This window comes from Streptomyces sp. NPDC032822 (assembly GCF_055578825.1).
This window is the reverse complement of sequence record NZ_JBVIOL010000004.1, coordinates 100,232-123,533: the sequence shown is the minus strand read 5'-3', so window position 1 is coordinate 123,533 and position 23,302 is coordinate 100,232. Positions and strand designations below refer to the sequence as shown.

The 23,302-nt window shown below is 70.8% G+C and carries 22 protein-coding genes and 4 tRNA genes; 14 read left to right on the top strand and 12 right to left on the bottom strand.

From position 1 onward, the window contains the following. Window positions 1–32: 32 nt before the first annotated feature. The 3 genes from ACZ5VD_RS13015 to ACZ5VD_RS13005 all read left to right on the top strand — a co-directional run bounded on the left by ACZ5VD_RS13015 (window position 33) and on the right by ACZ5VD_RS13005 (window position 4,608). The gene (locus tag ACZ5VD_RS13015) at window positions 33–1,865 is read left to right on the top strand and encodes a M48 family metalloprotease (protein WP_468550221.1); all 1,833 of its coding nucleotides are present in this window, start codon (window positions 33–35) and stop codon (window positions 1,863–1,865) included. 210 nt (window positions 1,866–2,075) lie between these two features. Then, the gene (locus ACZ5VD_RS13010; RefSeq protein ID WP_468682248.1) at window positions 2,076–3,623 is read left to right on the top strand and encodes a N,N-dimethylformamidase beta subunit family domain-containing protein; all 1,548 of its coding nucleotides are present in this window, start codon (window positions 2,076–2,078) and stop codon (window positions 3,621–3,623) included. 85 nt (window positions 3,624–3,708) lie between these two features. Next, a complete protein-coding gene (locus ACZ5VD_RS13005) occupies window positions 3,709–4,608 on the top strand; it encodes a phosphoribosylaminoimidazolesuccinocarboxamide synthase (RefSeq protein WP_468682247.1) in 900 nt (299 codons plus the stop codon). A 42-nt stretch (window positions 4,609–4,650) separates the two neighbouring features. On the opposite strand, the gene ACZ5VD_RS13000 is transcribed toward ACZ5VD_RS13005, so the two are convergent. The 8 genes from ACZ5VD_RS13000 to ACZ5VD_RS12965 all read right to left on the bottom strand — a co-directional run bounded on the left by ACZ5VD_RS13000 (window position 4,651) and on the right by ACZ5VD_RS12965 (window position 9,239). After that, window positions 4,651–4,726 (bottom strand) — tRNA-Gly (locus tag ACZ5VD_RS13000). 23 nt (window positions 4,727–4,749) lie between these two features. After that, window positions 4,750–5,364, bottom strand: coding sequence for a response regulator (locus tag ACZ5VD_RS12995; protein ID WP_468550224.1), 615 nt, complete (start codon window positions 5,362–5,364; stop codon window positions 4,750–4,752). Next, window positions 5,361–6,665, bottom strand: coding sequence for a sensor histidine kinase (locus ACZ5VD_RS12990; protein ID WP_468682246.1), 1,305 nt, complete (start codon window positions 6,663–6,665; stop codon window positions 5,361–5,363). The genes ACZ5VD_RS12995 and ACZ5VD_RS12990 overlap by 4 nt, the downstream gene beginning before the upstream one ends. Window positions 6,666–6,688: 23 nt before the next feature. Continuing rightward, window positions 6,689–7,468 carry an ABC transporter permease gene (locus tag ACZ5VD_RS12985; RefSeq protein ID WP_468550226.1) on the bottom strand — a complete coding sequence of 260 codons (780 nt, stop codon included), beginning with the start codon at window positions 7,466–7,468 and terminating at the stop codon, window positions 6,689–6,691. Next, window positions 7,465–8,421 carry an ABC transporter ATP-binding protein gene (locus ACZ5VD_RS12980; protein WP_468550227.1) on the bottom strand — a complete coding sequence of 319 codons (957 nt, stop codon included), beginning with the start codon at window positions 8,419–8,421 and terminating at the stop codon, window positions 7,465–7,467. The genes ACZ5VD_RS12985 and ACZ5VD_RS12980 overlap by 4 nt, the downstream gene beginning before the upstream one ends. A 152-nt stretch (window positions 8,422–8,573) precedes the next feature. Beyond that, window positions 8,574–8,646 (bottom strand) — tRNA-Gly (locus ACZ5VD_RS12975). A gap of 80 nt (window positions 8,647–8,726) precedes the next feature. Further along, window positions 8,727–8,798: transfer RNA gene (locus tag ACZ5VD_RS12970), tRNA-Gly, on the bottom strand. Window positions 8,799–8,921: 123 nt separating this feature from the next. Continuing rightward, on the bottom strand, window positions 8,922–9,239 hold the full coding sequence (locus tag ACZ5VD_RS12965) for a histone-like nucleoid-structuring protein Lsr2 (protein ID WP_468550228.1): 318 nt from the start codon (window positions 9,237–9,239) through the stop codon (window positions 8,922–8,924). Between the two features lie 375 nt (window positions 9,240–9,614). On the opposite strand from ACZ5VD_RS12965, the gene purS reads away from it, so the two are divergent. The 9 genes from purS (at window position 9,615) to purM (ending at window position 18,701) form a co-directional block, all read left to right on the top strand. Continuing rightward, window positions 9,615–9,878 carry a phosphoribosylformylglycinamidine synthase subunit PurS gene (purS, locus tag ACZ5VD_RS12960; protein ID WP_030620556.1) on the top strand — a complete coding sequence of 88 codons (264 nt, stop codon included), beginning with the start codon at window positions 9,615–9,617 and terminating at the stop codon, window positions 9,876–9,878. Beyond that, window positions 9,875–10,579, top strand: a complete 705-nt coding sequence (gene purQ, locus ACZ5VD_RS12955; RefSeq protein ID WP_468550229.1) for a phosphoribosylformylglycinamidine synthase subunit PurQ — start codon at window positions 9,875–9,877, stop codon at window positions 10,577–10,579. The genes purS and purQ overlap by 4 nt, the downstream gene beginning before the upstream one ends. Continuing rightward, the gene (gene purL, locus ACZ5VD_RS12950) at window positions 10,576–12,834 is read left to right on the top strand and encodes a phosphoribosylformylglycinamidine synthase subunit PurL (RefSeq protein WP_468550230.1); all 2,259 of its coding nucleotides are present in this window, start codon (window positions 10,576–10,578) and stop codon (window positions 12,832–12,834) included. The genes purQ and purL overlap by 4 nt, the downstream gene beginning before the upstream one ends. Window positions 12,835–12,952: 118 nt before the next feature. Then, window positions 12,953–13,453, top strand: coding sequence for an ArsR/SmtB family transcription factor (locus tag ACZ5VD_RS12945; RefSeq protein WP_468682245.1), 501 nt, complete (start codon window positions 12,953–12,955; stop codon window positions 13,451–13,453). Window positions 13,454–13,499: 46 nt separating this feature from the next. Then, a complete protein-coding gene (locus ACZ5VD_RS12940; protein WP_468682244.1) occupies window positions 13,500–14,321 on the top strand; it encodes a M23 family metallopeptidase in 822 nt (273 codons plus the stop codon). Between the two features lie 10 nt (window positions 14,322–14,331). Next, the gene (locus ACZ5VD_RS12935; RefSeq protein ID WP_468682243.1) at window positions 14,332–15,129 is read left to right on the top strand and encodes a maleylpyruvate isomerase family mycothiol-dependent enzyme; all 798 of its coding nucleotides are present in this window, start codon (window positions 14,332–14,334) and stop codon (window positions 15,127–15,129) included. Window positions 15,130–15,186: 57 nt separating this feature from the next. Further along, on the top strand, window positions 15,187–15,978 hold the full coding sequence (locus ACZ5VD_RS12930; RefSeq protein ID WP_468550234.1) for an META domain-containing protein: 792 nt from the start codon (window positions 15,187–15,189) through the stop codon (window positions 15,976–15,978). Between the two features lie 83 nt (window positions 15,979–16,061). Then, the gene (purF, locus tag ACZ5VD_RS12925; protein ID WP_468550235.1) at window positions 16,062–17,591 is read left to right on the top strand and encodes an amidophosphoribosyltransferase; all 1,530 of its coding nucleotides are present in this window, start codon (window positions 16,062–16,064) and stop codon (window positions 17,589–17,591) included. Window positions 17,592–17,624: 33 nt separating this feature from the next. Continuing rightward, window positions 17,625–18,701, top strand: a complete 1,077-nt coding sequence (purM, locus tag ACZ5VD_RS12920; RefSeq protein ID WP_468550236.1) for a phosphoribosylformylglycinamidine cyclo-ligase — start codon at window positions 17,625–17,627, stop codon at window positions 18,699–18,701. Window positions 18,702–18,802: 101 nt separating this feature from the next. Here purM and ACZ5VD_RS12915 read toward each other — a convergent pair whose 3' ends face one another. After that, window positions 18,803–19,060 (bottom strand): DUF3073 domain-containing protein, encoded by a 258-nt coding sequence (locus ACZ5VD_RS12915; protein WP_468550237.1) that lies wholly within the window; start codon window positions 19,058–19,060, stop codon window positions 18,803–18,805. A 299-nt stretch (window positions 19,061–19,359) separates the two neighbouring features. Beyond that, window positions 19,360–20,466 carry a Leu/Phe/Val dehydrogenase gene (locus ACZ5VD_RS12910; protein WP_468550238.1) on the bottom strand — a complete coding sequence of 369 codons (1,107 nt, stop codon included), beginning with the start codon at window positions 20,464–20,466 and terminating at the stop codon, window positions 19,360–19,362. A 218-nt stretch (window positions 20,467–20,684) separates the two neighbouring features. Here ACZ5VD_RS12910 and ACZ5VD_RS12905 point away from each other — a divergent pair, with 218 nt between their 5' ends. Both ACZ5VD_RS12905 and bldC read left to right on the top strand, forming a co-directional pair. After that, entirely contained in the window at window positions 20,685–21,527 is an 843-nt protein-coding gene (locus tag ACZ5VD_RS12905) for a DUF8083 family protein (RefSeq protein ID WP_468682242.1), read from the top strand. Between the two features lie 560 nt (window positions 21,528–22,087). Next, window positions 22,088–22,294: a developmental transcriptional regulator BldC gene (bldC, locus tag ACZ5VD_RS12900; protein WP_003949541.1), complete on the top strand. Its 207-nt coding sequence runs from the start codon at window positions 22,088–22,090 to the stop codon at window positions 22,292–22,294. 457 nt (window positions 22,295–22,751) lie between these two features. Here the strand turns inward: bldC and ACZ5VD_RS12895 are convergent, their stop codons facing one another. Next, complete coding sequence (locus ACZ5VD_RS12895; protein WP_468550240.1) at window positions 22,752–22,973, bottom strand: DUF6274 family protein; 222 nt, start codon at window positions 22,971–22,973, stop codon at window positions 22,752–22,754. Window positions 22,974–23,150: 177 nt separating this feature from the next. Beyond that, window positions 23,151–23,225: transfer RNA gene (locus ACZ5VD_RS12890), tRNA-Asp, on the bottom strand. Window positions 23,226–23,302: the final 77 nt, after the last annotated feature.

Below are 23,302 nucleotides of genomic sequence, written 5' to 3'. Positions count from 1 at the left end.
GCAGGACGGCAAGGAGGGGGCGAGGTCCGGTCATGACCGGTATGGGTGTGGAGGCGGGTGCGCAGTCCGCGCGATCCCGGGCGCTGGCCGTGCTGCGGGTCCGCAGCCGGGCGCTGGCCGTCGCGCTGCTGCCCGCGGCCGTCGCCGTGGTGCTGCTCGCCGGCGACTCCACCGGGCATCTCGTGGGTCCGGGCTGGCAGACCGCGCGGTGGGCGATGTCCGTGGCCGCCGTGCTCGTCCTGCTCGCCGCCGCCGGTGTCGCCCTGGTCGTCGCCCGCGCCCGCCCCGCCGTCAGCCCCACGGTGGCGATCGCCGAGGAGTCGGCCCCCGACCTCTACCGCATGGTGCGCGACCTCGCCGACCGCCTGGACGTCCCCGCACCCTCCGCGATAGCCCTGACCCCGGACTGCGACAGCTGGCTGGAGGACCGTACCCACCCGTCCCACGGCCCGCCCCCGCGCGAGGACCACGACGAGATTGCGGGCGTCCGCGGCCCGCAGCGCCGTGCCGCCGCCGCGCCCGTCCTGGTCATCGGCTCCCCGTTCCTGTGGTGGATGCGGGTGGGTGAACTGCGCGCGGTCCTCGCCCCGGTCGTCGCCGGTACGGGACCCTCGGCGCACCCGGACATAGCCGCGGCCCGCCGCTTCGTACGAGGCCTGGACGCTGCGGTGGCCGTGACCTCGGCACCCGGCCGCAGCGTCCTCCTCCGCCCGGCGCTCGCCGGGATCGGCTGGGTGACCCGCCTGCTGCTGCGCAGCTGCCGCGGCCATGCCGCCGAGATGGAGCGCGGGGTGGCCGCCGCGGCCGCCGAGCGTGCACAGGCTGTGGACTACGGCCTCAGGATCGTCGCCCAGGAACAGGTCGGCCTCGCGTACGCCGGCTGGGACCGGCTGCTGACCCGGGTCGCGCTGCCCGCCTGGCGGATGGGCCGCTGGCCCTCCCGGCTGGACGCGGGCGTCGTCGCGGCCCTCACCGAACTCTCCCGGCGTGACCGGCTGGCCGAGGGCTTCGCCTCCCGGTTGGGCGAGCGCCCCGCCTGCGACCTGCTCGAAGAGCCCGGCGCGATGGACGAGGCGACCTCGCTGCTCGCCGCCCGCCTCTTCCACGGAGGCCCCGCCGAGCCGGGCCGGGACTGGGCCCCGGTGGACTGGCAGGAGTACCCGGACGAGGTCGTCGACCGCAAGTGGCGCACCGACGCGGCCCGCCTCCACCGCGTCCTGGACGCCCTGGGCGTACGCCGAGCCCCCGACCCCCTCTCCCCGGACCCCGACGGCCCGACCCTGGCCCGCGTCATGGCCCACCTGACCGACCCGACGGCCACGGACCCGACGGCGACCGACCAGACCACCGTCACCCCCGCCCCCGACACCCCCGCCGACCTCACCCGTCTCACCGACCTCGACGACGACGTCCCCGGCGGCACGGAGAACGGCACCGCTCTCGCCGCCCGCCTCAGCGCCGAAGTCGCCCGCGAAGAGGCCTCCGCTGCGGGGAACGCGTCCCAGAGCGGCCAGAGTGGCCGCAACGACCGGGCCAACCCCGGCCAGGGCAACGCGGGCAGTCCCGACATCGCCTTCTGGGACGACGGCATGCTCCCCCTCTTCCCCCTCCAACCACCCCGTACCGCACGCGAGTTGCTCACCGACCACGTCACCGCGATGGTCTGCTGCGCCGCGATGGACACCGCCGGCGCGACCCCGGGCCTCGACTGGCTGGACGGCCCTTCCCTCATGGTCAACGGCGAACGGGCGGCCGATCTGGCCCCCCGCGTCCTCAGCCTGGTGGAGGACGGCGACCCCGCCCCCCTCCAGGCATGGCTGGTCGAGTCCGGCATACGCCCGGAGAAGCCGGTCCGCCTCGTCTGACCGACGGCGCCGGGACGGTCGTGGGAACGCGCCCCGTCGTATGCCACGTACCGGATCTCGCGGTTCCACTTCCGGCCAATTCGCAACGAGTAGTGACCGGCTGCGTGCGTAATGTGATGTGCTGGGACCGATCGGGCGCAGGGCACGAGCGTGCGGCACAAGACAGGTACATGACACGAATGCACGGGGGCGTGAGGGAGGGCAGCGACCATGGGTTCGCAGCAGATCCGCCGCTGGGAGTCGGGCGCACTCGCACACGCCGTGACGGACCCCTTCGGCCTGGGTCCCGTCCCCTGGCTCCGCGGCACGGAGACGTACTTCGGCGACACCGGCCAGGTCGTCGCCTGGTACGTGGACGCCCCCGAGCGGCCGACGGCCCCACCGGCACAGGCACCTCACGCGTCCCAGACGGCCCTGCCGAACCGGTCGCCCCGCGAAGACCCCCGCCTCCCCGCCCCCCGAACCGCCGGAGGCCCCCGCTCCGCCGACGACGTCCGCCGGCAGATCAAGGGCTTCATCTCCACCGGAGCGGTCGCCCCCGGCGAGGCCGTCGACTTCCACATCAGCGTCGACCCGCCGCAGGCGTTCGGCATCGACATCTACCGCATCGGTCACTACGGCGGTGACGGCGCCGCGAAGATCACCAGCAGCCCGCGGCTGTCCGGCATCGTCCAGCCCCCGCCGCTGACGGCGGACCGTACGGTCTCCTGCCATCACTGGTGGCTGTCCTGGCGCCTGCAGGTCCCGAGCTACTGGAGCATCGGCGCGTATGTCGCCGTCCTCACCACCGCCGACGGCTACCGCTCGCACATCCCGTTCACCGTCCGCGACGACCACCCGGCCGACCTGCTGCTGGTCCTGCCCGACATCACCTGGCAGGCGTACAACCTCTTCCCGGAGGACGGCCGTACCGGCGCCAGCCTCTACCACGCCTGGGACGAGGACGGCCGACTGCTCGGCGAGGCCGACGCCGCGACGACGCTCTCCTTCGACCGCCCGTACGCGGGCGCCGGCCTCCCCCTGCATGTGGGCCACGCCTACGACTTCATCCGCTGGGCCGAGCGCTACGGCTACGACCTCGCCTACGCGGACGCCCGCGATCTGCACGCCGGCCGTGTCGACCCCACCCGCTATCGCGGCCTGGTCTTCCCCGGCCACGACGAGTACTGGTCGACAACCATGCGCCGCACGGTCGAGCGGGCCCGCGAGTACGGCACCAGCCTGGTCTTCCTCTCCGCCAACACCATGTACTGGCAGGTGGAGCTGGGCCCCTCCCCGTCAGGCGTCCCCGACCGTCTGCTCACCTGCCGCAAGCGCAGAGGACCGGGCAAGTCCGTGCTCTGGCGCGAGATCGACCGGCCGGAGCAGCAGGTGGTCGGCATCCAGTACGCCGGCCGGGTCCCCGAGCCGCACCCGCTGATCGTGCGCAACGCCGGCCACTGGATGTGGGAGGCGACCGGCGCGCACGAGGGCGACGAGATCGAGGGCCTGGTCGCGGGCGAGGCCGACCGCTACTTCCCGCGCACCCCGCTGCCCGAGCACGACGACCGCATCCTGCTCGCGCACTCCCCGTACGCCGACAGCGAGGGCACCCTCCGGCACCAGGAGACCTCCCTCTACCGCGCCCCTTCCGGCGCCCTGGTCTTCGCGTCCGGAACGTTCGCGTGGTCGCCGTCGCTGGACCGCCCCGGCCACGTCGACACCCGGGTCCAGCGGGCCACCGCGAACCTGCTCGACCGCATCTGCAAACGTGACTGACCGTCCACCCACCGGTCCCGCCGTCCGGGACCGCTCCCCCGTACGGGAGAATCGACCCAGTTGGACAGAACCACGGGGAGGAACCGTGTCCGGATTCGTCGAAAAGCCCGAGCCGCTTCAGGTTCCGGGCCTGGTCCACCTGCACACCGGCAAGGTGCGCGAGCTGTACCAGAACGAGGCGGGCGACCTCGTGATGGTCGCCAGCGACCGCATCTCCGCCTACGACTGGGTGCTGCCGACCGAGATCCCCGACAAGGGGCGGGTGCTCACCCAGCTGTCCCTGTGGTGGTTCGATCAGCTCGCCGACCTGATCCCCCACCACGTGCTGAGCACCGACCTGCCCGCCGGCGCCCCCGCCGCGTGGGCCGGCCGCACCCTGGTCTGCAAGTCGCTCCGGATGGTCCCGGTGGAGTGCGTGGCCCGCGGCTACCTCACCGGCTCCGGCCTGGTCGAGTACAACGCGTCCCGCACGGTCTGCGGCCTCGCCCTCCCCGAGGGCCTGGCCGACGGCAGTGAACTCCCCGCCCCGATCTTCACCCCGGCCACCAAGGCCGAGGTCGGTGAGCACGACGAGAACGTCTCCTACGAGGAGGTCGCCCGCCAGGTGGGCGCCGACACCGCCGCCCAGCTGCGTCAGGCGACCCTCGCGGTCTACTCGCGGGGGCGGGACATCGCCCGGGACCGCGGGATCGTCCTCGCGGACACCAAGTTCGAGTTCGGCTTCGAGGGGGAGACCCTGGTCCTCGCGGACGAGATCCTCACCCCGGACTCCTCGCGCTTCTGGCCGGCCGAGCAGTGGGAGCCTGGCCGCGCGCAGCCGTCGTACGACAAGCAGTACGTCCGTGACTGGCTGACCTCGGCGGAGTCCGGCTGGGACCGCGGGAGCGAGCAGCCTCCGCCGCCGCTGCCCGAGCGGGTGGTGGCCGCGACCCGCGCCAAGTACGTGGAGGCGTACGAGCGCCTGACGGGCCTGAACTGGGCGTAGCACCACGCGAGAAGCCCCCGGTGAAAACCGGGGGCTTCTCGATGGAGCGGACGACCAGGTTCGAACTGGCGACCTCAACCTTGGCAAGGTTGCGCTCTACCAACTGAGCTACGTCCGCGCTGCGCCGTGGCGCGAGAGCAACTATACCCAACCTCGCTCGCGGGCGAGCCGCGCCGCCGTGTGACGGTTCTCCGCCCCGAGCTTGGAGACGGCCGACGACAGATAGTTCCGTACGGTCCCCTGCGACAGCGCGGCCCGCTCGGCGATCTCCGCGACGGGCGCCCCGTCCGCGGCGAGCTCAAGGACCTCCGCCTCCCGCGCGGTCAGCGGGGAGTCCCCGGCGGAGATCGCGTCGGCGGCCAACTCGGGGTCGATGTAACGGTTTCCCGCGTGCACGGTACGGATGATCTCCGCGAGCCGCCGCGCGCTGAGGGTCTTCGGGACGAAACCGCGCACACCCGCCTCAAGGGCCCGCTTCAGATGTCCGGGCCGGCCGTGGCCGGTCACGATCAGCACCCGGCAGTCGGGCAGCTCGGCCCGTAGCGATGTGGCGACCTTCACACCGTCGGCGCCGGGCATCTGCAGATCCAGTACGGCGACATCGGGCGCGTGGGCCCGCGCCATCGCCAGCGCCTCGGGCCCCGTCGCCGCCTCGGCCACGACGACGAGGTCGTCCTCCAGCGCGAGCAGCGCGGCGAGAGCACCCCGGATGAGGTGCTCGTCGTCGGCGAGGAGAAGGCGTACCGGAGACGTCATGCCATGACCTCACTCGTGTCGACCGTCATCAGCGGCACCTGAGCCACCACCCGGAACACCCCGCCCCCGGTGCGGCCCGCCTCCAACGTCCCCTCCACCGCGGCCAGCCGCTCCCGCAGCCCGGTCAGCCCCGAGCCCTCCACGACCAGGTCGGCACCGGAGACCTCGGGAACCCCAGAGACCCCGGGGACGCCGGAGGCACCCGAAGCACCGGAGGACGTCCGGGGCGTCGGAGCGGCCCCGTCGTTCTCCACCGTCAGCACCACCCGTCCCTCGGCGACCCGGACCCCGACCGCGCACCAGACGGCGTCCCCGTGCCGCAGCACGTTGGTCGTCGTCTCCCGCACCACCCACGCGAGCGCCGACCGCACCGCGCCGGGCAGCCCGGCGGGCTCGCTGCCGGTCACCTCGCACCGGATGCCGGCGGCCGTCAACACCCCGTGCGCACCGGCGATCTCGGTCCCGAGGTCGGCCTCCCGGTAGCCCCGTACGACGTCCCGCACCTCGCGCTGCGACTCCCGCGCGATCCGCTGCACCTCGTTCATCTGGTCGACGGCCTCGGCCCTGCCGCGCCGCGCCAGCTGCACGGCCAGCTCGCTCTTGAGGGCGATCACGGCGAGGTTGCGCCCCATGACGTCGTGCAGGTCCCGTCCGAACCGCAGCCGTTCCTCGGCGACGGCGAGCCGGGCCCGGGTCTCGCGGGCCGCGTCGAGTTCGTAGACGGCGTCGAGGAGCCAGACGGAGAACACGGAGCTGAGGGCGAGGACCCCGCAGCCGAGCAGCACGGACAGCGTCGAGACCAGCACGGCGGCGGCGGGGGAGCCCATGGCGAGCGACACCGCGCAGGCGACGGCCCCGGCGGACCCGACGAGCGCGTACACCTGTCGTCGGTCGCTCAGGCCGAGCGCGAGCGTGCCCCCGCCGTAGATCAGGGCGATCCCGAAGACCCCGCCCGCGGCGCCCTCCGTGCTCTCGCCGGTCGATCCGTGCTCGGAGATCGCCAGGGCCGAACCGGCGACCGCGGCGCTGATCAGGCCGAGCGCCCACATCAGCCGCACGGGCCGGGCACGGCGGCCACGGGTCCAGTCCAGCGCCCGTGACGCGGTCAGGGAACAGACCACCGCGTGCGTGCCCACGCCGATCAGCAGCCAGGCCGAGAACCACGGTTCGACCCCGCTGAACGCCACGATCCCGAACATCCCGGCTTCCACCGTCGTCAGGAAATGGAACGTCGACCGTGTGTAGGTCTCCACCTTCGCCGGCGTGCTCTTCCGCCGCCACCACCTGCCCGGCCCGCGCATGCCCGTGCTCCCGTCCGCGTTCCTCAGCGCCGCGGTTCCCACCGGAACCACCGCTGTACAGCAAACACGCCCAGCGCGGTCCAGGCCAGCGCCGTCATCAAGGGCCCGATCGTCTCGTACGCCGAGAGGTCACCGGTCCATCCGCCGCGCACCAGCGTCATCACCGGTGTCAGCGGCAGCAGTTCGAGCACGGTCACCGCCCGGTCGGGCATGACCTCCAGCGGTACGGCGATCCCGGAGCCCACCATCGAGGCCAGCATCAGCGGCATCGAGGTGATCTGGGCGCTCTCCACGGTCCGGGTCAGGCTCGCCGTGACGGCGGCCAGCACCGCGCACATCAGCAGGCCCAGGACGAGCCCGAGCACCGCGAGCTGGGGCGCCTTCGGGGCGGGCACATCGAGCAGGACGGAGCATCCCACCGCCACCAGCAGGGACTGCACCAGCCCCGTGGTGACGGCGGGCAGCGCGGCCCCGGCCAGGATCTCCGGATCCCGCAGCTCGCCGGTGCGCAGCCGCTTGAGGACGAGTTCCTCGCGCCGTGTCACGAAGACGCTCACGAGCGCCGAGTACACGGCGAACAGCAGCGAGAACCCGATGGCGCCGGTCAGCAGCACCAGCCCGACGCTCAGTCCGTACTGGCCGAGGTCCGTGCCCTCGATCGCCGACCGGGTGCTGAGCGGCAGTACCAGCGGCACCAGCAGCGCCGTGAGGAGCACGGCCTTGCTCCGCCCGAACAGGATCAGTTCGGCCCGGGCGAGGGCCGCGACGCGCCCCGCCGCGGTGGTGGTGACGGTCGCACTCATGCCGCGTACTCCTCGACAGTCTCGACGGCCGCTTCCCGGGCGATCCCCAGGAAGGCCTCCTCCAGTGATGCCGACCGCACGTCGAGGCGGCCCAGCTCGACCCCCGCCGCCTCGGCCCACACCAGCACTCCGGTGGCGGCCCGCTGCAACTCCCGCGTCCGCAGCCGTACGACGTTCCCCTCGACCTCGTGGCCGCAGATCCCGAGCCGGCCGAGCGGCGGCAGGTCCCCGAGGAGGTAGCCGGGGGGCAGTTCGAAGGAGATCCGGGAGGGCTGGGCGGCGGTCACCTCGGCCGGTGTCCCGGTGGCCGCGATCCGCCCCTCATGCAGGATGGCGAGCCGGTCGGCAAGGTCCTCGGCCTCTTCCAGGTAGTGCGTGGTGAGCAGTACGGTCGTCCCGCCGTCGCGCAGCGCCCGCACCAACTCCCAGGTTTCCCGGCGCCCTTCGGCGTCCAGGCCGGTCGTCGGCTCGTCGAGGAACAGCACCTCGGGTTCGCCGAGCAGGGCGAGCGCCAGGTCCAGGCGCCGCCGTTCGCCTCCGGACAACAGCTTCACCCGCACGCCGGCCCGGCGCTCCAGGCCGACCCGCGCGAGCACGTCCGCGGTGGGGCGGGCGCCGCTCACGCAGCCCGCCCACATCCGGGCGGTCTCGGCGACGGTCAGCTCGGAGGGAAACCCGCCCTCCTGCAACATCACCCCGGTCCGGGGCCGTACGACGTCCCGCTCGTCGTGGGGATCACGGCCGAGGACCCGCACCTGTCCCGAGGCCGGCCGGGCGAGCCCTTCCAGCAGTTCGACCGTGGACGTCTTGCCCGCCCCGTTGGTGCCCAGCAGGGCGAAGACCTCGCCGCGGCCCACGGAGAAGGAGATGCCGCGCACCGCCTCGAACCCGCCCCCGTACACACGCCGCAGGTCAGTGACCTCAATCACGTGTTCGTGTTCGTTGGTGTCCATGCCTTCAGCGTTCCGCCCCGGCGGGCCCGGCAGCAGTGCGGACTGTCATCACTCGACATGACAAATGTCAGACGGCATCGGTCGCCGGGTGCACGGAGACGGGCACACGAGAAAGACCCCCGGTCAGTGACCGGGGGTCTTTCCTGCAACAGAGCGGACGACCAGGTTCGAACTGGCGACCTCAACCTTGGCAAGGTTGCGCTCTACCAACTGAGCTACGTCCGCATTGCCTCCGACCGGCTTTCACCGATCGGCGCGGGCACCAGCCTACCTGATCCACAAGAGCGGTCAGATCGGCGGTGCAGAGCGGGTGACAGGAATTGCACACTGCGCCTTCCCCCTGGAAGGGGGATGTTCTACTACTGAACTACACCCGCGTGTACCTCGGAGCCGGGCCTTTCGGCCTTGCCCCTCGGCGTGCTCCAGACTCTAGCTGACCAGGTGGGGTGCAACGCAAGTCGGGTCTCCCGAGGGGCCGGTGACCAGCCGTCGGCCCGGGATCACTGTGCGGCGGAGAACGCCTCGTAGACCTTCTTGGGGATCCGGCCGCGCGCCGGGACGTCCATCTTGTTGGCCTGGGCCCAGGCCCGGACGGCCGCCGGGTCGGGGGCGACCTCCGTCTGCTTGTACGCCTTGCCGGACCTCGACCGCTTCCGGCCGGCCTCCAGGTACGGCTCCAGCGCCTTACGCAGTTTCTCGGCATTGGCTTGGTTCAGGTCGATCTCGTACGACTTGCCGTCGAGTCCGAAGGCGATCGTTTCCGCCGCTTCCGAGCCGTCGATGTCGTCAAAGAGAGTGACTACGACACGCTGCGCCACGAATATCGGTCCCTTCGTGCGACATCTCTGTGGTGACGTGCCAGGACGTCACACGGATGTCGACTGTCCGCCTGTTATTGGGCAAAGTATCGGCTAATGGCAATTCATTTGTACAGTGCCGAGCATTGCAATGTGAAGCCCGACTAAATCTGTCCGCGTGTCCCCCGCGCAATAGCTCCCGTGCATCGATTCGGGATCTTTCCCTGAACTTTTCGTGAAGGCGCCCTTCCGATGCCGGTCCGCAACCGGATCGTGACGGCCATCACGTAGTTTCCTCCAACTCTACTCGCGTAGAAATTTTGTACGGGTAGTCTGAAGCCACCTGTTGGAGACACCTGCAGGAAGCTGCTCAGCACCACACCACCGGGAGTGCCCGTGGCACGCGTCGTAGTCGACGTCATGCTCAAGCCGGAGATCCTCGACCCCCAGGGCCAGGCGGTGCAGCGCGCACTGCCGCGGCTGGGTTTCGAAGGCGTCTCGGACGTACGTCAGGGAAAGCGATTCGAACTCGAGGTTGACGGACCGGTCGACGAGGCCGCGCTCGCCCGCATCCACGATCTTGCGGAATCCTTCCTCGCCAACACCGTCATCGAGGACTTCACCGTCAAGGTGGAGGAAGTCGCGGAGGCCGCGAAGTGACCGCTCGTATTGGCGTCGTCACTTTCCCGGGCAGCCTCGACGACCGGGACACACAGCGCGCGATCCGCCTCGCGGGCGCCGAACCGGTCGCCCTCTGGCACAAGGACAAGGACCTCCACCAGGTCGACGCGGTCGTTCTCCCCGGTGGTTTCTCGTACGGCGACTATCTGCGCGCCGGGGCCATCTCCCGTTTCTCCCCGGTGATGGAGACCGTCATCGAGCAGGCGAAGGGCGGCCTCCCCGTCCTCGGTATCTGCAACGGTTTCCAGGTCCTCACCGAGGCCCACCTCCTCCCGGGCGGGATGCTCGGCAACGACCACCTGCACTTCATCTGCAAGGACCAGAAGCTGCGGGTGGAGAACGCCGACACCGTCTGGACCAGCGACTACGAGCAGGGCCAGGAGATCAGCATCCCGCTCAAGAACATGGACGGCCGCTACGTCGCCGACCGGTTCACGCTGGACAAGCTGGAGGCCGAGGGCCGGGTCGCCTTCCGGTACCTGGTCAGCGGCGATACCGCTGACGGGTACGGCAACCCGAACGGCTCGCTCAACGACATCGCCGGCATCACCAACGAGGCCGGGAACGTCGTGGGCCTCATGCCGCACCCGGAGCACGCCGTCGAGCCCCTGATCGGGTCGGGCCGCACCGACGGTCTTCCCTTCTTCACCTCGATCCTCAAGAAGCTGGTCAACGCATGAGCCGGACGCCTCTGGACACGGTCGAGCACGCGGCCGCGACCCCCGACGTCGAGCTGCCCTGGGCCGAACTCGGCCTGAAGAAGGACGAGTACGAGCGGGTCGTCGAGATCCTCGGCCGCCGGCCCACCGGTGCCGAGCTCGCCATGTACTCCGTCATGTGGTCCGAGCACTGCTCGTACAAGTCGTCGAAGGTGCACCTGCGCCAGTTCGGCGAGAAGGCCCCGCAGTCCGACGCGCTGCTCGTCGGCATCGGCGAGAACGCGGGCGTCGTCGACGTCGGCCAGGGCTACGCGGTCACCTTCAAGGTCGAGTCGCACAACCACCCCTCGTACGTGGAGCCCTACCAGGGCGCGGCCACGGGTGTCGGCGGCATCGTGCGCGACATCATCGCGATGGGCGCCCGCCCGGTGGCGGTCGTCGACCCGCTGCGCTTCGGTGCGGCGGACCACCCGGACACCAAGCGGGTGCTCCCCGGTGTCGTCGCCGGCATCGGCGGCTACGGCAACTGCCTGGGCCTGCCGAACATCGGCGGCGAGGTCGTCTTCGACGCCTGCTACCAGGGCAACCCGCTGGTCAACGCCGGTGCCATCGGCGTGATGCGGCACGAGGACATCCACCTCGCGAAGGCGTCCGGCTCGGGCAACAAGGTCATCCTGTACGGGGCCCGCACGGGTGGCGACGGTATCGGCGGCGCCTCGATCCTGGCGAGCGAGACCTTCGACGACGCGAAGCCCTCCAAGCGCCCCGCGGTCCAGGTCGGCGACCCCTTCCAGGAGAAGCTCCTCATCGAGTGCACCCTGGAAGCCTTCGCCGAGAAGCTCGTCGTCGGCATCCAGGACCTCGGCGCGGCCGGACTGTCCTGCGCCACCAGTGAGTTGGCGTCCAACGGCTCCGGCGGCATGCGCGTCACCCTGGACGACGTACCGCTGCGCGACTCCACGCTCTCGCCCGAGGAGATCCTCATGAGCGAGTCGCAGGAGCGCATGTGCGCGGTCGTCGAGCCGGAGAAGGTCGACCGCTTCCTGGAGATCTGCGACAAGTGGGACGTCATCGCCACGGTGATCGGTGAGGTCACCGACGGCGACCGGCTCGAGATCTTCTGGCACGGCGGCAAGATCGTCGACGTCGACCCGCGTACGGTCGCGCACGACGGCCCGGTCTACGAGCGCCCCTACGCCCGCCCGTCCTGGCAGGACGCGCTCCAGGCGGACGACGCCAACAAGCTTGCGCGGCCTTCGACTTCGGAGGAGCTCAAGTCCCAGGTCCTGCAGCTGGTGGGCTCCCCGAACCAGGCCTCCAAGTCCTGGATCACCTCCCAGTACGACCACTTCGTGCAGGGCAACACGGTCCTCGCCCAGCCCGAGGACTCGGGCATGATCCGCATCGACGAGGAGACCGGGCTCGGCGTCGCCATCGCGACGGACGGCAACGGCCGGTACGCGAAGCTGGACCCGTACGCGGGCGCCCAGTTGGCGCTCTCGGAGGCGTACCGGAACGTGGCGACGACCGGCGCCAAGCCCCTCGCCGTCTCCGACTGCCTGAACTTCGGCTCGCCCGAGGACCCGGCGGTGATGTGGCAGTTCGCGGAGGCGATCCGTGGACTGGCCGACGCCTGCCAGCAGTTGGGCACCCCGGTGACCGGCGGCAACGTGTCGTTGTACAACCAGACGGGCGAGGTCGCCATCCACCCGACCCCGGTGGTCGCGGTCCTCGGCGTCATCGACGACGTCGCCCGCCGCACGCCCGTCGCCTTCCAGGAAGAGGGCCAGCTCCTCTACCTCCTCGGCGACACCCGCGAGGAGTTCGGCGGCTCGGCCTGGTCGCAGGTCGTGCACGACCACCTCGGCGGGCTGCCCCCGAAGGTCGACCTGGAGCGCGAGCGGCTGCTCGCCGAGATCCTGATCTCCGCGTCCCGCGACGGCATGATCGACTCCGCGCACGACCTGTCCGACGGCGGTCTGATCCAGGCGGTCGTCGAGTCGGCGCTGCTCGGTGAGAAGGGCGCGCGCCTGATCGTCCCCGACGGCCTGGACGCCTTCACCCTCCTCTTCTCCGAGTCGGCCGGCCGCGCTGTCGTGGCCGTCCCCCGCTCCGAGGAGCTCCGTTTCAACGACATGTGCGGCGCCCGGGGCCTCCCCGTCACCCGCATCGGCGTCGTCGACGGTGCCACGATCGAGCTCCAGGGCGAGTTCGAACTCTCCCTGGAGGAACTGCGCGAGGTACACGAGCGGACGATCCCGGCGCTGCTCGCGTAAGCAAGCGTGGAAGGCCCCGCCCGGACTCGCCGAGTCCGGGCGGGGCCTTCGTGCGTGTCGAGGGAGTCTCACTCGGTACGGGGTTGACGTAATTACGTAGTTCCGTAATCTGGAGGGTGTGGAACTCGAAGACCGTGTCAGCGAGCTGGAGCGTCGCCTCGCCGTGCTCGAAGGCGTCGGCAGTGGTGCGCCGCGGCTCGGTGACGGGGACTTCTGGGCCCTGGAAGGGCTGAAGGAACAGCTCACGGCGCTCCGGGCGACCGAGGGCGGGGTCCTGTTCGCCGGTGCCGTCCGGCTGCCGACCGGCGAGCGGTACGACTGGCAGCACGGCGCCCTGACCGAGGGCCTGCTCGACGACGACTGGACGCGGGCCGCCGAATCGTTCGCGGCGCTCGGCCACCCCGTCCGGCTGCGGCTGCTCCGCGAGATCCTCGGCGGTCGCCGCACCGCCGCCGAACTCGCCGAACTGGACGAGCTCGGCACGACCGGCCAGATCTACCACCACCTGCGCCAACTGACCGCTTCGGGCTGGCTGCACACCACCGGCCGGGGCCGCCACGAGGTGCCACCGGCCCGGGTCGTGCCCCTGCTGGTGGCGCTCTCCGCGGGCCTGCCCTGAGCCGAGAAGAACCGCCCCGATCCGCCCCGAACGCACTGGGGGAACGATGTCCGTACGCAAGCTCGGTATGACGACCTTCCGCCTGCTCCTGATCGGCTTCCTCGCCCTGGTCGTGGCCCACGTCTGGCTCGACCTGACCTATCCCGCCTGGTGGGACCTGGTGCCCCTGGTCCTCGCGTACGTCCTGGTCTTCGTCCTGAACCGGGCCGGCCGCGACCGGACCCCCCGCACCCCCGTCGAGACCGCCCCACCGGTCACCGGCCGCTGGTCCGCGCTGAACAGCCCCGCCGACCGCACCCCGAGCCACGGCACCCACGCCTACGGCCAGACGTACGCCATCGACATCGTCGCCGAACCCGAACCGGGCGCCCGCCCCGGCTTCCACGCCCTGTGGCCGCTCGCCCGCGGCGCCGAGGACTTCCCCGGCTACGGCGCCCCCGTCCTGGCGGTCGCCGACGCCACGGTCGTCCGGGTCGCCGACGGCCGCCGCGACCACCTCAGCCGCACCTCCCTGTCCGGCCTCCTTTATCTCTTCCTGATCGAGGGCGCGGTCCGCGAGATGATCGGCGTCGGCCGGATCCTCGGCAACCACGTCGTCCTCGACCTGGGCGACGGGACGTACGCCCTCTACGCCCACCTGCGCCGCGGCTCGCTCCAATTCGCCCCCGGCGACCCCGTCCGCACCGGACAGCGGCTCGCCGACTGCGGGAACTCCGGCAACTCCAGCGAACCGCACCTCCACTTCCAGCTGATGGACGGCCCCGACCCGGACACCGCCCACGGCATCCCCTTCCGCTGGCAGGACCTCGGCGTCCCGAAGAACCGCGAGATCTTCGACGCCCCTGTCCCGGCACCCCGGCCCGCCTAGGCTGGCCCCCATGCCACCGGCCAAGAAGCGCGCCCGCACCTACGACCCCGCCCGGACCCGCACCGCGGTCCTGGCCCAGTTCGGAAACGTCCGGGCTGCCGTCGGCACCCTCACTCCCGAGCAGGCCGCGCTGCCGACCCGGCTCGGGGACTGGACCGTGCGGGAGCTGGCCGCGCATGTCGGCATGGCCCTCGGGGCCGTCGTACGCCTGCTCGACGAGCCCGCCCCGCCGAAGCCGGACGGCGTGCTCCTCGACTGGGCGCACGCGATCGGCGCCGACGCCGGGGACATCGCCGACCACGCCCGCGAACTCGCCGAGCGGAACCCCGACCTCAGCGCCCACCTCGCCGACGTGGAGCGGCGCTTCACCGCCCGCCTCGCCGACCACCCCGGCACCCGGCTGCTCGCGACCAGCGCGGGCGCCCTGTCGCTCGACGCCTACCTGGTCACCCGTACCGTCGAACTCGTCGTCCACACCGACGACCTGAACGCGGCCGTCCCCGGCCTCGACATCCCCTGCGACCGCCAGGCCCTCGCCGCCGCCACCCGCCTGCTCGCCGACACCCTCGCCGTGAAGGCCCCCGGCGGCTCCACCGAGGTACGGATCCCGCCGTACGCCGTCGTGCAGTGCGTCGAAGGCCCGCGGCACACCCGCGGCACCCCACCGAACGTCGTCGAGACCGACCCGCTGACCTGGATCCGGCTCGCCACCGGGCGCCTGGCCTGGACGGACGCGCTCGACGAGGCGAAGGTCGACGCGAGCGGCGAACGGGCCGACCTGGGCGGACTGCTGCCGCTCCTCGGCTGAGAGGAAGCGATCCCACCCGAGGGGAACCAACCACCCCACCCGCCCCGTCGAATCGGCATGTACAGGCAGACGGACACACAGAAGGACAGGAAGAAGCGACGACTGGCCCTCGCCGCGGCCGTGGCCCTCGTCCCGTTCGCCGCGGCCTGCGGCGACGAGAAGGCCGACGGCGGCTCCGTGGGCGCGGCCCCGAACGTGACCGGCGTGCACTGGAGCATCGACAGCGTCACCGTCGACGGCACCACCCACCGCGCCCCCTCCGACGCACACGTGGAGATCGCCGACGGCAAGGCGGCCGGCAACTACGGCTGCAACCACTTCAGCGCGACCGCCGCCGTCGAGGGCGACAGCATCCGCCTCAGCGACCCCACCTCGACCGGGATGGCCTGCGAGGACGGGCCCATGGACTTCGAGCGGACCCTCGCCCGCACCCTCGCGGACGGCGCCCTGAAGACCGAGGTCGAGGACGGCCGCATGACGCTCACCACCGAGGCCGGCGACCGCGTCGACCTCACCAAGGCGACCGACGCCGCCCTCTACGGCACGAAGTGGCAGGTCACCTCGCCCGCCGCCAAGAGCAAAGCGCACCTGACCTTCGACCGGAAGGCCGGCACGGTCGCCGGCAGCCTCGGCTGCAACAAGGTGAACGCCAAGGCCACGGTCAGCGACGGACATATCACCCTGGGCGCGCCCTCCACTACCCGAATGATGTGCGACGCCTCACTCATGACCGTGGAGAAGGACCTGCTGCGTCTGTTCGACAGCACGGTCAGCTACGAGATCGATCATCGGACTCTCTCGCTGACCAGCGAAAACGACGCCGTCGTCACCGCGGTCGTCGCCAAGTGACCGTCGAGTGATCCTTTACCGCAGCTCAGGGCAGGGCATTCGCCAATTCGGACCAGTGGTCGACCTCGCCTACACTCGGGGACGTGCCACGTGGTGACGGACGACTCAACCACGACCTGCTCCCCGGTGAGAAGGGCCCCCAGGACGCTTGCGGCGTCTTCGGTGTCTGGGCTCCGGGCGAAGAGGTCGCCAAGCTCTCCTACTTCGGGCTCTACGCCCTCCAGCATCGAGGCCAGGAATCCGCGGGAATCGCGGTCAGCAACGGCTCCCAGATCCTCGTCTTCAAGGACATGGGCCTCGTGTCCCAGGTCTTCGACGAGGCCTCGCTCGGATCGCTCCAGGGTCACATCGCGGTCGGTCACGCCCGCTACTCGACCACCGGCGCCTCCGTGTGGGAGAACGCCCAGCCGACGTTCCGTGCCACCGCGCACGGCTCCATCGCGCTCGGCCACAACGGCAACCTGGTCAACACGGCGCAGCTCGCCGAGATGGTCGCCGACCTCCCGAAGGACACCAACGGCCGTTCCACCCGGGTGGCCGCCACCAACGACACCGACCTGCTCACCGCGCTCCTCGCGGCCCAGGTCGACGACGACGGCAAGCCGCTGACCATCGAAGAGGCGTCCATCCGGATCCTCCCGCAGGTCCAGGGCGCCTTCTCGCTCGTCTACATGGACGAGAACACGCTCTACGCGGCCCGTGACCCGCAGGGCATCCGCCCGCTGGTCCTCGGCCGTCTGGAGCGCGGCTGGGTCGTCGCCTCCGAGTCCGCCGCCCTCGACATCTGCGGCGCGGCCTACGTCCGAGAGATCGAGCCGGGCGAGTTCATCGCGATCGACGAGAACGGCCTGCGCACCTCCCGATTCGCGGATGCGAAGCCCAAGGGCTGTGTCTTCGAGTACGTGTACCTGGCCCGCCCCGACACCGACATCGCCGGCCGGAACGTGTACCTCTCCCGCGTGGAGATGGGCCGCAAGCTCGCCAAGGAAGCCCCGGTCGACGCCGACCTGGTGATAGCGACTCCGGAGTCCGGCACCCCCGCGGCCATCGGCTACGCGGAGGCCTCCGGCATCCCCTTCGGTGCGGGTCTCGTGAAGAACGCGTACGTCGGACGTACGTTCATCCAGCCCTCGCAGACGATCCGGCAGCTCGGCATCCGCCTGAAGCTGAACCCGCTGAAGGAAGTCATCAAGGGCAAGCGGCTGGTCGTCGTCGACGACTCGATCGTGCGCGGCAACACCCAGCGCGCCCTGGTCCGCATGCTCCGCGAGGCGGGCGCCGCCGAGGTCCACATCCGGATCTCCTCGCCGCCCGTGAAGTGGCCCTGCTTCTTCGGCATAGATTTCGCGACCCGTGCCGAGCTCATCGCCAACGGCATGACCATCGACGAGATCGGCACCTCGCTGGGCGCCGACTCGCTGGCGTACATCTCCCTCGACGGCATGATCGAGGCGACCACCATCGCCAAGCCGAACCTCTGCCGCGCCTGCTTCGACGGCGTGTACCCGATGGAGCTCCCGGACCCCGAGCTGCTCGGCAAGCAGCTCCTGGAAACCGAGCTGGCCGCCGGTCCGGCGGCCACGGCCGCGGCCGACGCGATCCGTCGCCCGTAAGCCCCGTCAAACCAACCCGAAAGATCCCAGGCAATGTCTGAGACCTCTGCCCCCGCTGGGGCTTCCTACGCGGCTGCCGGCGTCGACATCGAAGCGGGCGACCGCGCCGTAGAGCTGATGAAGGAGTGGGTGAAGAAGACGCAGCGCCCCGAGGTCCTCGGCGGCCTCGGCGGTTTCGCCGGCCTCTTCGACGCCTCCGCCCTCAAGCGCTACGAGCGTCCGCTCCTCGCCTCCGCGACCGACGGCGTCGGCACCAAGGTCGACATCGCGCGGCAGCTGGGCGTCTACGACACCATCGGCCACGACCTGGTCGCGATGGTCATGGACGACATCGTGGTGTGCGGCGCCGAGCCGCTGTTCATGACCGACTACATCTGCGTCGGCAAGGTCCACCCCGAGCGGGTCGCCGCCATCGTCAAGGGCATCGCCGAGGGCTGTGTCCTCGCCGGCTGCGCCCTGGTAGGCGGCGAGACGGCCGAGCACCCCGGTCTGCTGGGCCCGGACGACTTCGACGTCGCCGGCGCCGGTACGGGCGTGGTGGAGGCCGACCGGCTGCTCGGTCCGGATCGCATCCGTACGGGTGACGCGGTGATCGCCATGGCGGCCTCCGGTCTTCACTCGAACGGGTACTCGCTCGTGCGGCATGTGCTGCTCGACCGGGCGGGTCTGGCCCTGGACGCCCGGATCGAGGAGTTCGGCCGCACCCTGGGCGAGGAGCTCCTGGAGCCCACCAGGATCTACTCGCTGGACTGTCTGGCGCTGACCCGCACCACCGACGTGCATGCCTACTCGCACGTCACGGGCGGCGGACTCGCCGCCAACCTGGCCCGCGTCATCCCCGACGGTCTGCACGCGATCGTGGACCGCTCCACCTGGACCCCGGCCCCCGTGTTCGACCTCGTCGGCAGGACCGGTGACGTCGAGCGGCTGGAGCTGGAGAAGACCCTGAACATGGGCGTCGGCATGATCGCGATCGTCCCCGAGGAGTCGGCGGACGTGGCCCTGGCGACCCTGGCCGACCGCGGGGTCGAGTCCTGGATCGCCGGCGAGATCACCGAGCGCGGCGACCACACCACGGGTGCGGAACTGGTCGGCGACTACGCCCGCTGACCGTCACGGTCCGCCGTCACGGCACCTGAGTCGACGAGGGCAGAGCAAAACCCGGTCCGGCGGTGGAAACCGCCGGACCGGGTCAATGCAGAGCTGAATCGTCAAGCACCGCGACGTTGAGACGTGGGACCGGACTCGTCGTCCTCGTCCTGATCGTCGTCGTTGTAAAGATCCGCGTACTGAGCGTACGGGTCGTCTTCCTCGTCGTCGTCGTCCTCGAACGGCTCGCCATTCGGCGGCTGGCTCGAGGTCGATGCGCCCAGCTCATTGGCCAGGCGCGAGAGGTCAGTCCCGCCGCTGCTGTACTTCAGCTGGCGGGCGACCTTCGTCTGCTTGGCCTTTGCCCGGCCGCGCCCCATGGCTCGACCCCCTCGGATACGGGGCTCGGTGGCCCCAGAGTCTTGACACGCGTTCATGATCTGGAACGGACTCTCCATGGAGAGACCGGTCCGTAGGGCTTCCACGGTACCTGAGCCCACGCCCATACGGTACGTCGCCCGCAGCACGGGCCCGGACACAGAACCCTCAGGGTGCCCCGTCCCCGCTGGTCAACCGCGATTTTAACCACTTCTTGGAGGCCGACCCGCCGACGAACGTGAGAGTTCTCTCTAAGTGCCCGTCGGCGGGCACCGGCCAAACCCCCTGGAGGGCTGTCAGGTCACCCGGCGCGGCGGGCCGCGGCGGCCTCGTGCATCCGCTGCTCGGCGATCCGGTCGGCCGCGGCGGCCGGCGGAATCCCGTCCGTCTTCGCACGTGCGAATATGGCCAGCGTGGTGTCGTAGATCCCCGCCGCCTTCGCCCGGCACCGCTCGAAGTCGAACCCGTGCAGCTCGTCGGCGACCTGGATCACCCCGCCGGCATTCACCACGTAGTCCGGCGCGTAGAGGATCCCGCGGTCGGCGAGGTCCTTCTCGACGCCCGGGTGGGCGAGCTGGTTGTTGGCGGCACCGCAGACGATCGCCGCGGTGAGCACCGGCACGGAGTCGTCGCCCAACGCCCCGCCCAGCGCGCACGGGGCGTAGATGTCGAGCCCCGCCACCCGGATCAGCGCCTCGGTGTCGGCGACGGCGCTCACGCCCTCCGCGTGCCGGTCGAGAATCCGCCGTACGGCCTCCTCGCGCACATCCGTGATCACGACCTCGGCGCCCTCCTCCCGCAGGTGCTCCACCAGGTGGTGGCCGACCTTGCCGACGCCCGCGACGCCGACCCTGCGGCCGCGCAGCGAGGGGTCGCCCCACAGGTGCCGCGCGGAGGCGCGCATGCCCTGGTAGACGCCGAAGGCGGTGAGGACGGAGGAGTCGCCGGCGCCGCCGTTCTCGGGGGAGCGGCCCGTCGTCCAGCGGCACTCCCGCGCCACGACGTCCATGTCGGCGACGTACGTACCGACATCGCACGCGGTGACGTACCGGCCGCCGAGCGAGGCGACGAACCGGCCGTAGGCGAGGAGCAGCTCCTCGCTCTTGTCACGGTCCGGGTCGCCGATGATCACGGCCTTGCCGCCGCCGTGGTCGAGACCGGCCATGGCGTTCTTGTACGACATCCCGCGGGCGAGGTTCAGCGCGTCGGCGACGGCCTCCGCCTCGCTCGCGTACGGGTAGAAGCGGGTACCGCCGAGCGCGGGGCCCAGGGCGGTGGAATGGAGGGCGATGACGGCCTTGAGACCGCTGGCACGGTCCTGGCAGAGCACGACTTGCTCATGACCCCCCTGGTCCGAGTGGAACAGGGTGTGCAGTACATCAGCAGACGCGCCGGTTACGTCGGTCACTGTGGTGACTCCTGAGTAAAAAGCGGCGGTTGGGACCAGTTCCCGTGGGGTCCCCCCGGCGCTTTTGGCAGTGGGGGAGGGTGGTGGGCACTGTGAGCACGAGATTAGGGCCTGGCGGCCCCGCCATCCGCGCAGTGCCCGGGATCACCTCCTCCCGGAGGACGGCCGTGCGACGATTTGCAGGGTTTTCCTGGCAGACGGCGGGGGAGAGAGCAGGCGTGCGCAAGGTGTCCTCGGTGATCGTCCCGTACGCGACCTATCTGCGCGTGTACGAGCCACTGGCCGCCTTCCCGGAACCGGAGCGCGGCCACTGGGCGCGGTACGCCCGCCGCCCCGACCGCCCCACCTACCAGGACGAACTCCGCCGCTCCCTGGCCGACTTGCTGCCCACCCCGCCCATCCCGGTGCCGGTGCACGAGAGCGGCGACGCGTTCGTGCTGGAGATCGACGGGGTGGTGTGCGTGTGCCCGTGGCGCACCCGGCTGCGCGGCTGGCAGGCCCTGGGCGACCTCGGCGAGGAGCTGCCGGAGCCGGTGCTGGACGCGGTGCTGCCGGAGGTCGTACGGGAGCAGGCGGCCCAGGACTACGAGCGCTGGCTGGCCCGCAACCCGGACGCGCGGCCCTGGATCCGCACCGGGACCTGGCAGGTGCCGCTGAGCTGGTTCGTGCTGGTCTCCGACGAGGAGCGGCGCTTCGACAAGGGCTCCGGTGAGGTCCCTCCGGCGCTGCGCTACCGCACGCCGATGGTCCAGGCCCGGCGGCGGATCGCGCGGGCGCTCAGGGCGCTCAAGGAGGCCATGGACGAGGGGCCGCTCATCGACGGGCTGGTGGACGTCGGGCGCTGGCTGGAGGAGTTCCACCCGCGTTCGCTGGTGGAGCTGGACTACGGCGGCCTGGTGCACGCGCTGCCGGGCGGCGAGCTGGAGGACGACCACTCGGCGGCGGACGTGGCCGAGGGCATCGAGGCGCTGCGGACCGGTGACGGGGTCGCGGCGGGCGAGGCGTACGCGCGGCTCGTGGAGCGGTGGCGGTCGGTGCGGGACCGCCGGTCGGCGAACTGAGCGCGGCCGGAGCGGGCACGTCCGCAGGGGGCGCGGCCGGGCCGGCGTGACGCAGGTAACGAACTGACGTTTGACCTGGCGCCCGTTTTGGGGTTTCGTCCTCGGACCGAGGTTTCCCCTCGGTATGTCCTGAGGTTTCGTCAACAAGGGACGTAGGTCCCGATCCGGGGCGTTTGCTGTCAAGCGTGACGGACCGCACGTACGCGGCCCTTGCGTCCCTTGCCCCTCCTCATGCCAAAATAGGACAAGGAGTCCGGGGGAGGACTCTGTCGCTTTGGGGGGTCTGATGACTCCTGATCGTCCTGTGACTGATCGTCACGGTGGCGTGACTGTCCGCTATGGGGTGGTCCATCGGCTTCCGTCGCTGATGAACACCTGGAGGGGCAATTCCATCGGTTTGGCCTACGCGGCTGGACGGATGGTGTAGTTGTAGTGCCGAGGACAAGCCGTTCGTCCTATAACCGACTCGACTCGCGTCCGCCATTTCGGGCAACGCGGGTCAAGGTGCAGAATTTAGAGGAATGAACCGAGAAGGTTCGGTTCTCCCGAGGAGGCCGCTCATGACCGCTCGCACCCCTGATGCCGAGCCGCTGCTGACCCCGGCTGAGGTCGCCACGATGTTCCGCGTCGACCCGAAGACGGTCACGCGGTGGGCGAAGGCCGGCAAGCTCACTTCCATTCGCACGCTCGGCGGACACCGCCGATACCGCGAGGCTGAGGTTCGCGCGCTACTTGCGGGTATCCCGCAGCAGCGCAGCGAGGCCTGACAACTGAATAACCGGGCAAAACCGGCACGTCCCCCAACGTGCCGCGGCGCCCGAACCCTGGCTCCAAGCGACGCGGGTTCTGCCCCAACAGAGCCCTCGCCCAGGCCCCTCCGGGCTTCCAAGCCAACAACAGGGTGCGTCGTCGATCGCGCTGGACTCCGCCGAGTCCAGCGCGATCTTTTTTGTGCGCACGGCGTGGCCGGACGGGGTGTCCTGTGAGCGGGCTTGTCGGAGTCTGGGGAGGGGTGTCGGATCTCCTGTGGGCACCCTCTGGCACTGGTGCAATTGCACATATTAAATTGACCAGTTGTAGGTGAGGTGTAAGTTCCGCGCTTTCAAAAAATCATGCGGTGACACCCGTCACATGCCAGGGTCCTTGTTGCCTCTGGCTCATGTGCGCTAGGGGCTTCATGCTCCACCCGCCCACAGTGGGGCGGGTGTTGGGGCCGGGGTGCGGTCACACTCCCGAGGCGCAGGCGTCCCCGGCTTCGTCGCTGCCGGCCTCCTCGGGGGCCTGGGGCGTCCGGGGCGGCCGAGCGGCTCCTGGGGCGCCGTCCAGTGCCAGGCGCAGCAGGCGGTGGCAGATGGGGCAGTGGCGCGTCAGATGGCGGTAGGAGGAAGCGGCCGCGAGGTGCGCACGGAGCAGCGCCCGCGTCTCGTGCCTGACCGATGCCGCCATGCCCCACCTCCAGGGGGCCGCACGGAGAGCGGGGCCCTGGTTTCTGGGTACCGAGCGAGAGGGACGCCGTCAAGACCGCGGGCGCACGCGGGAGAGCCCGGGTCCTCGGACCCGGGCTCTCCCACATCGCAGAAGGCCCGCGTCCCTTGCCGGGATGCGGGCCTTCTCTTCTTGCTGCGGTCCTGACGGGATTTGAACCCGCGGCCTCCACCTTGACAGGGTGGCGAGCACTCCAAGCTGCTCCACAGGACCAGGTTTCGCAGTGCGATTGCTGCGTTGCGCTGCGAGAAGAGACTCTACAGGAGGGTGCGCCCACCGCGCGAACTCAC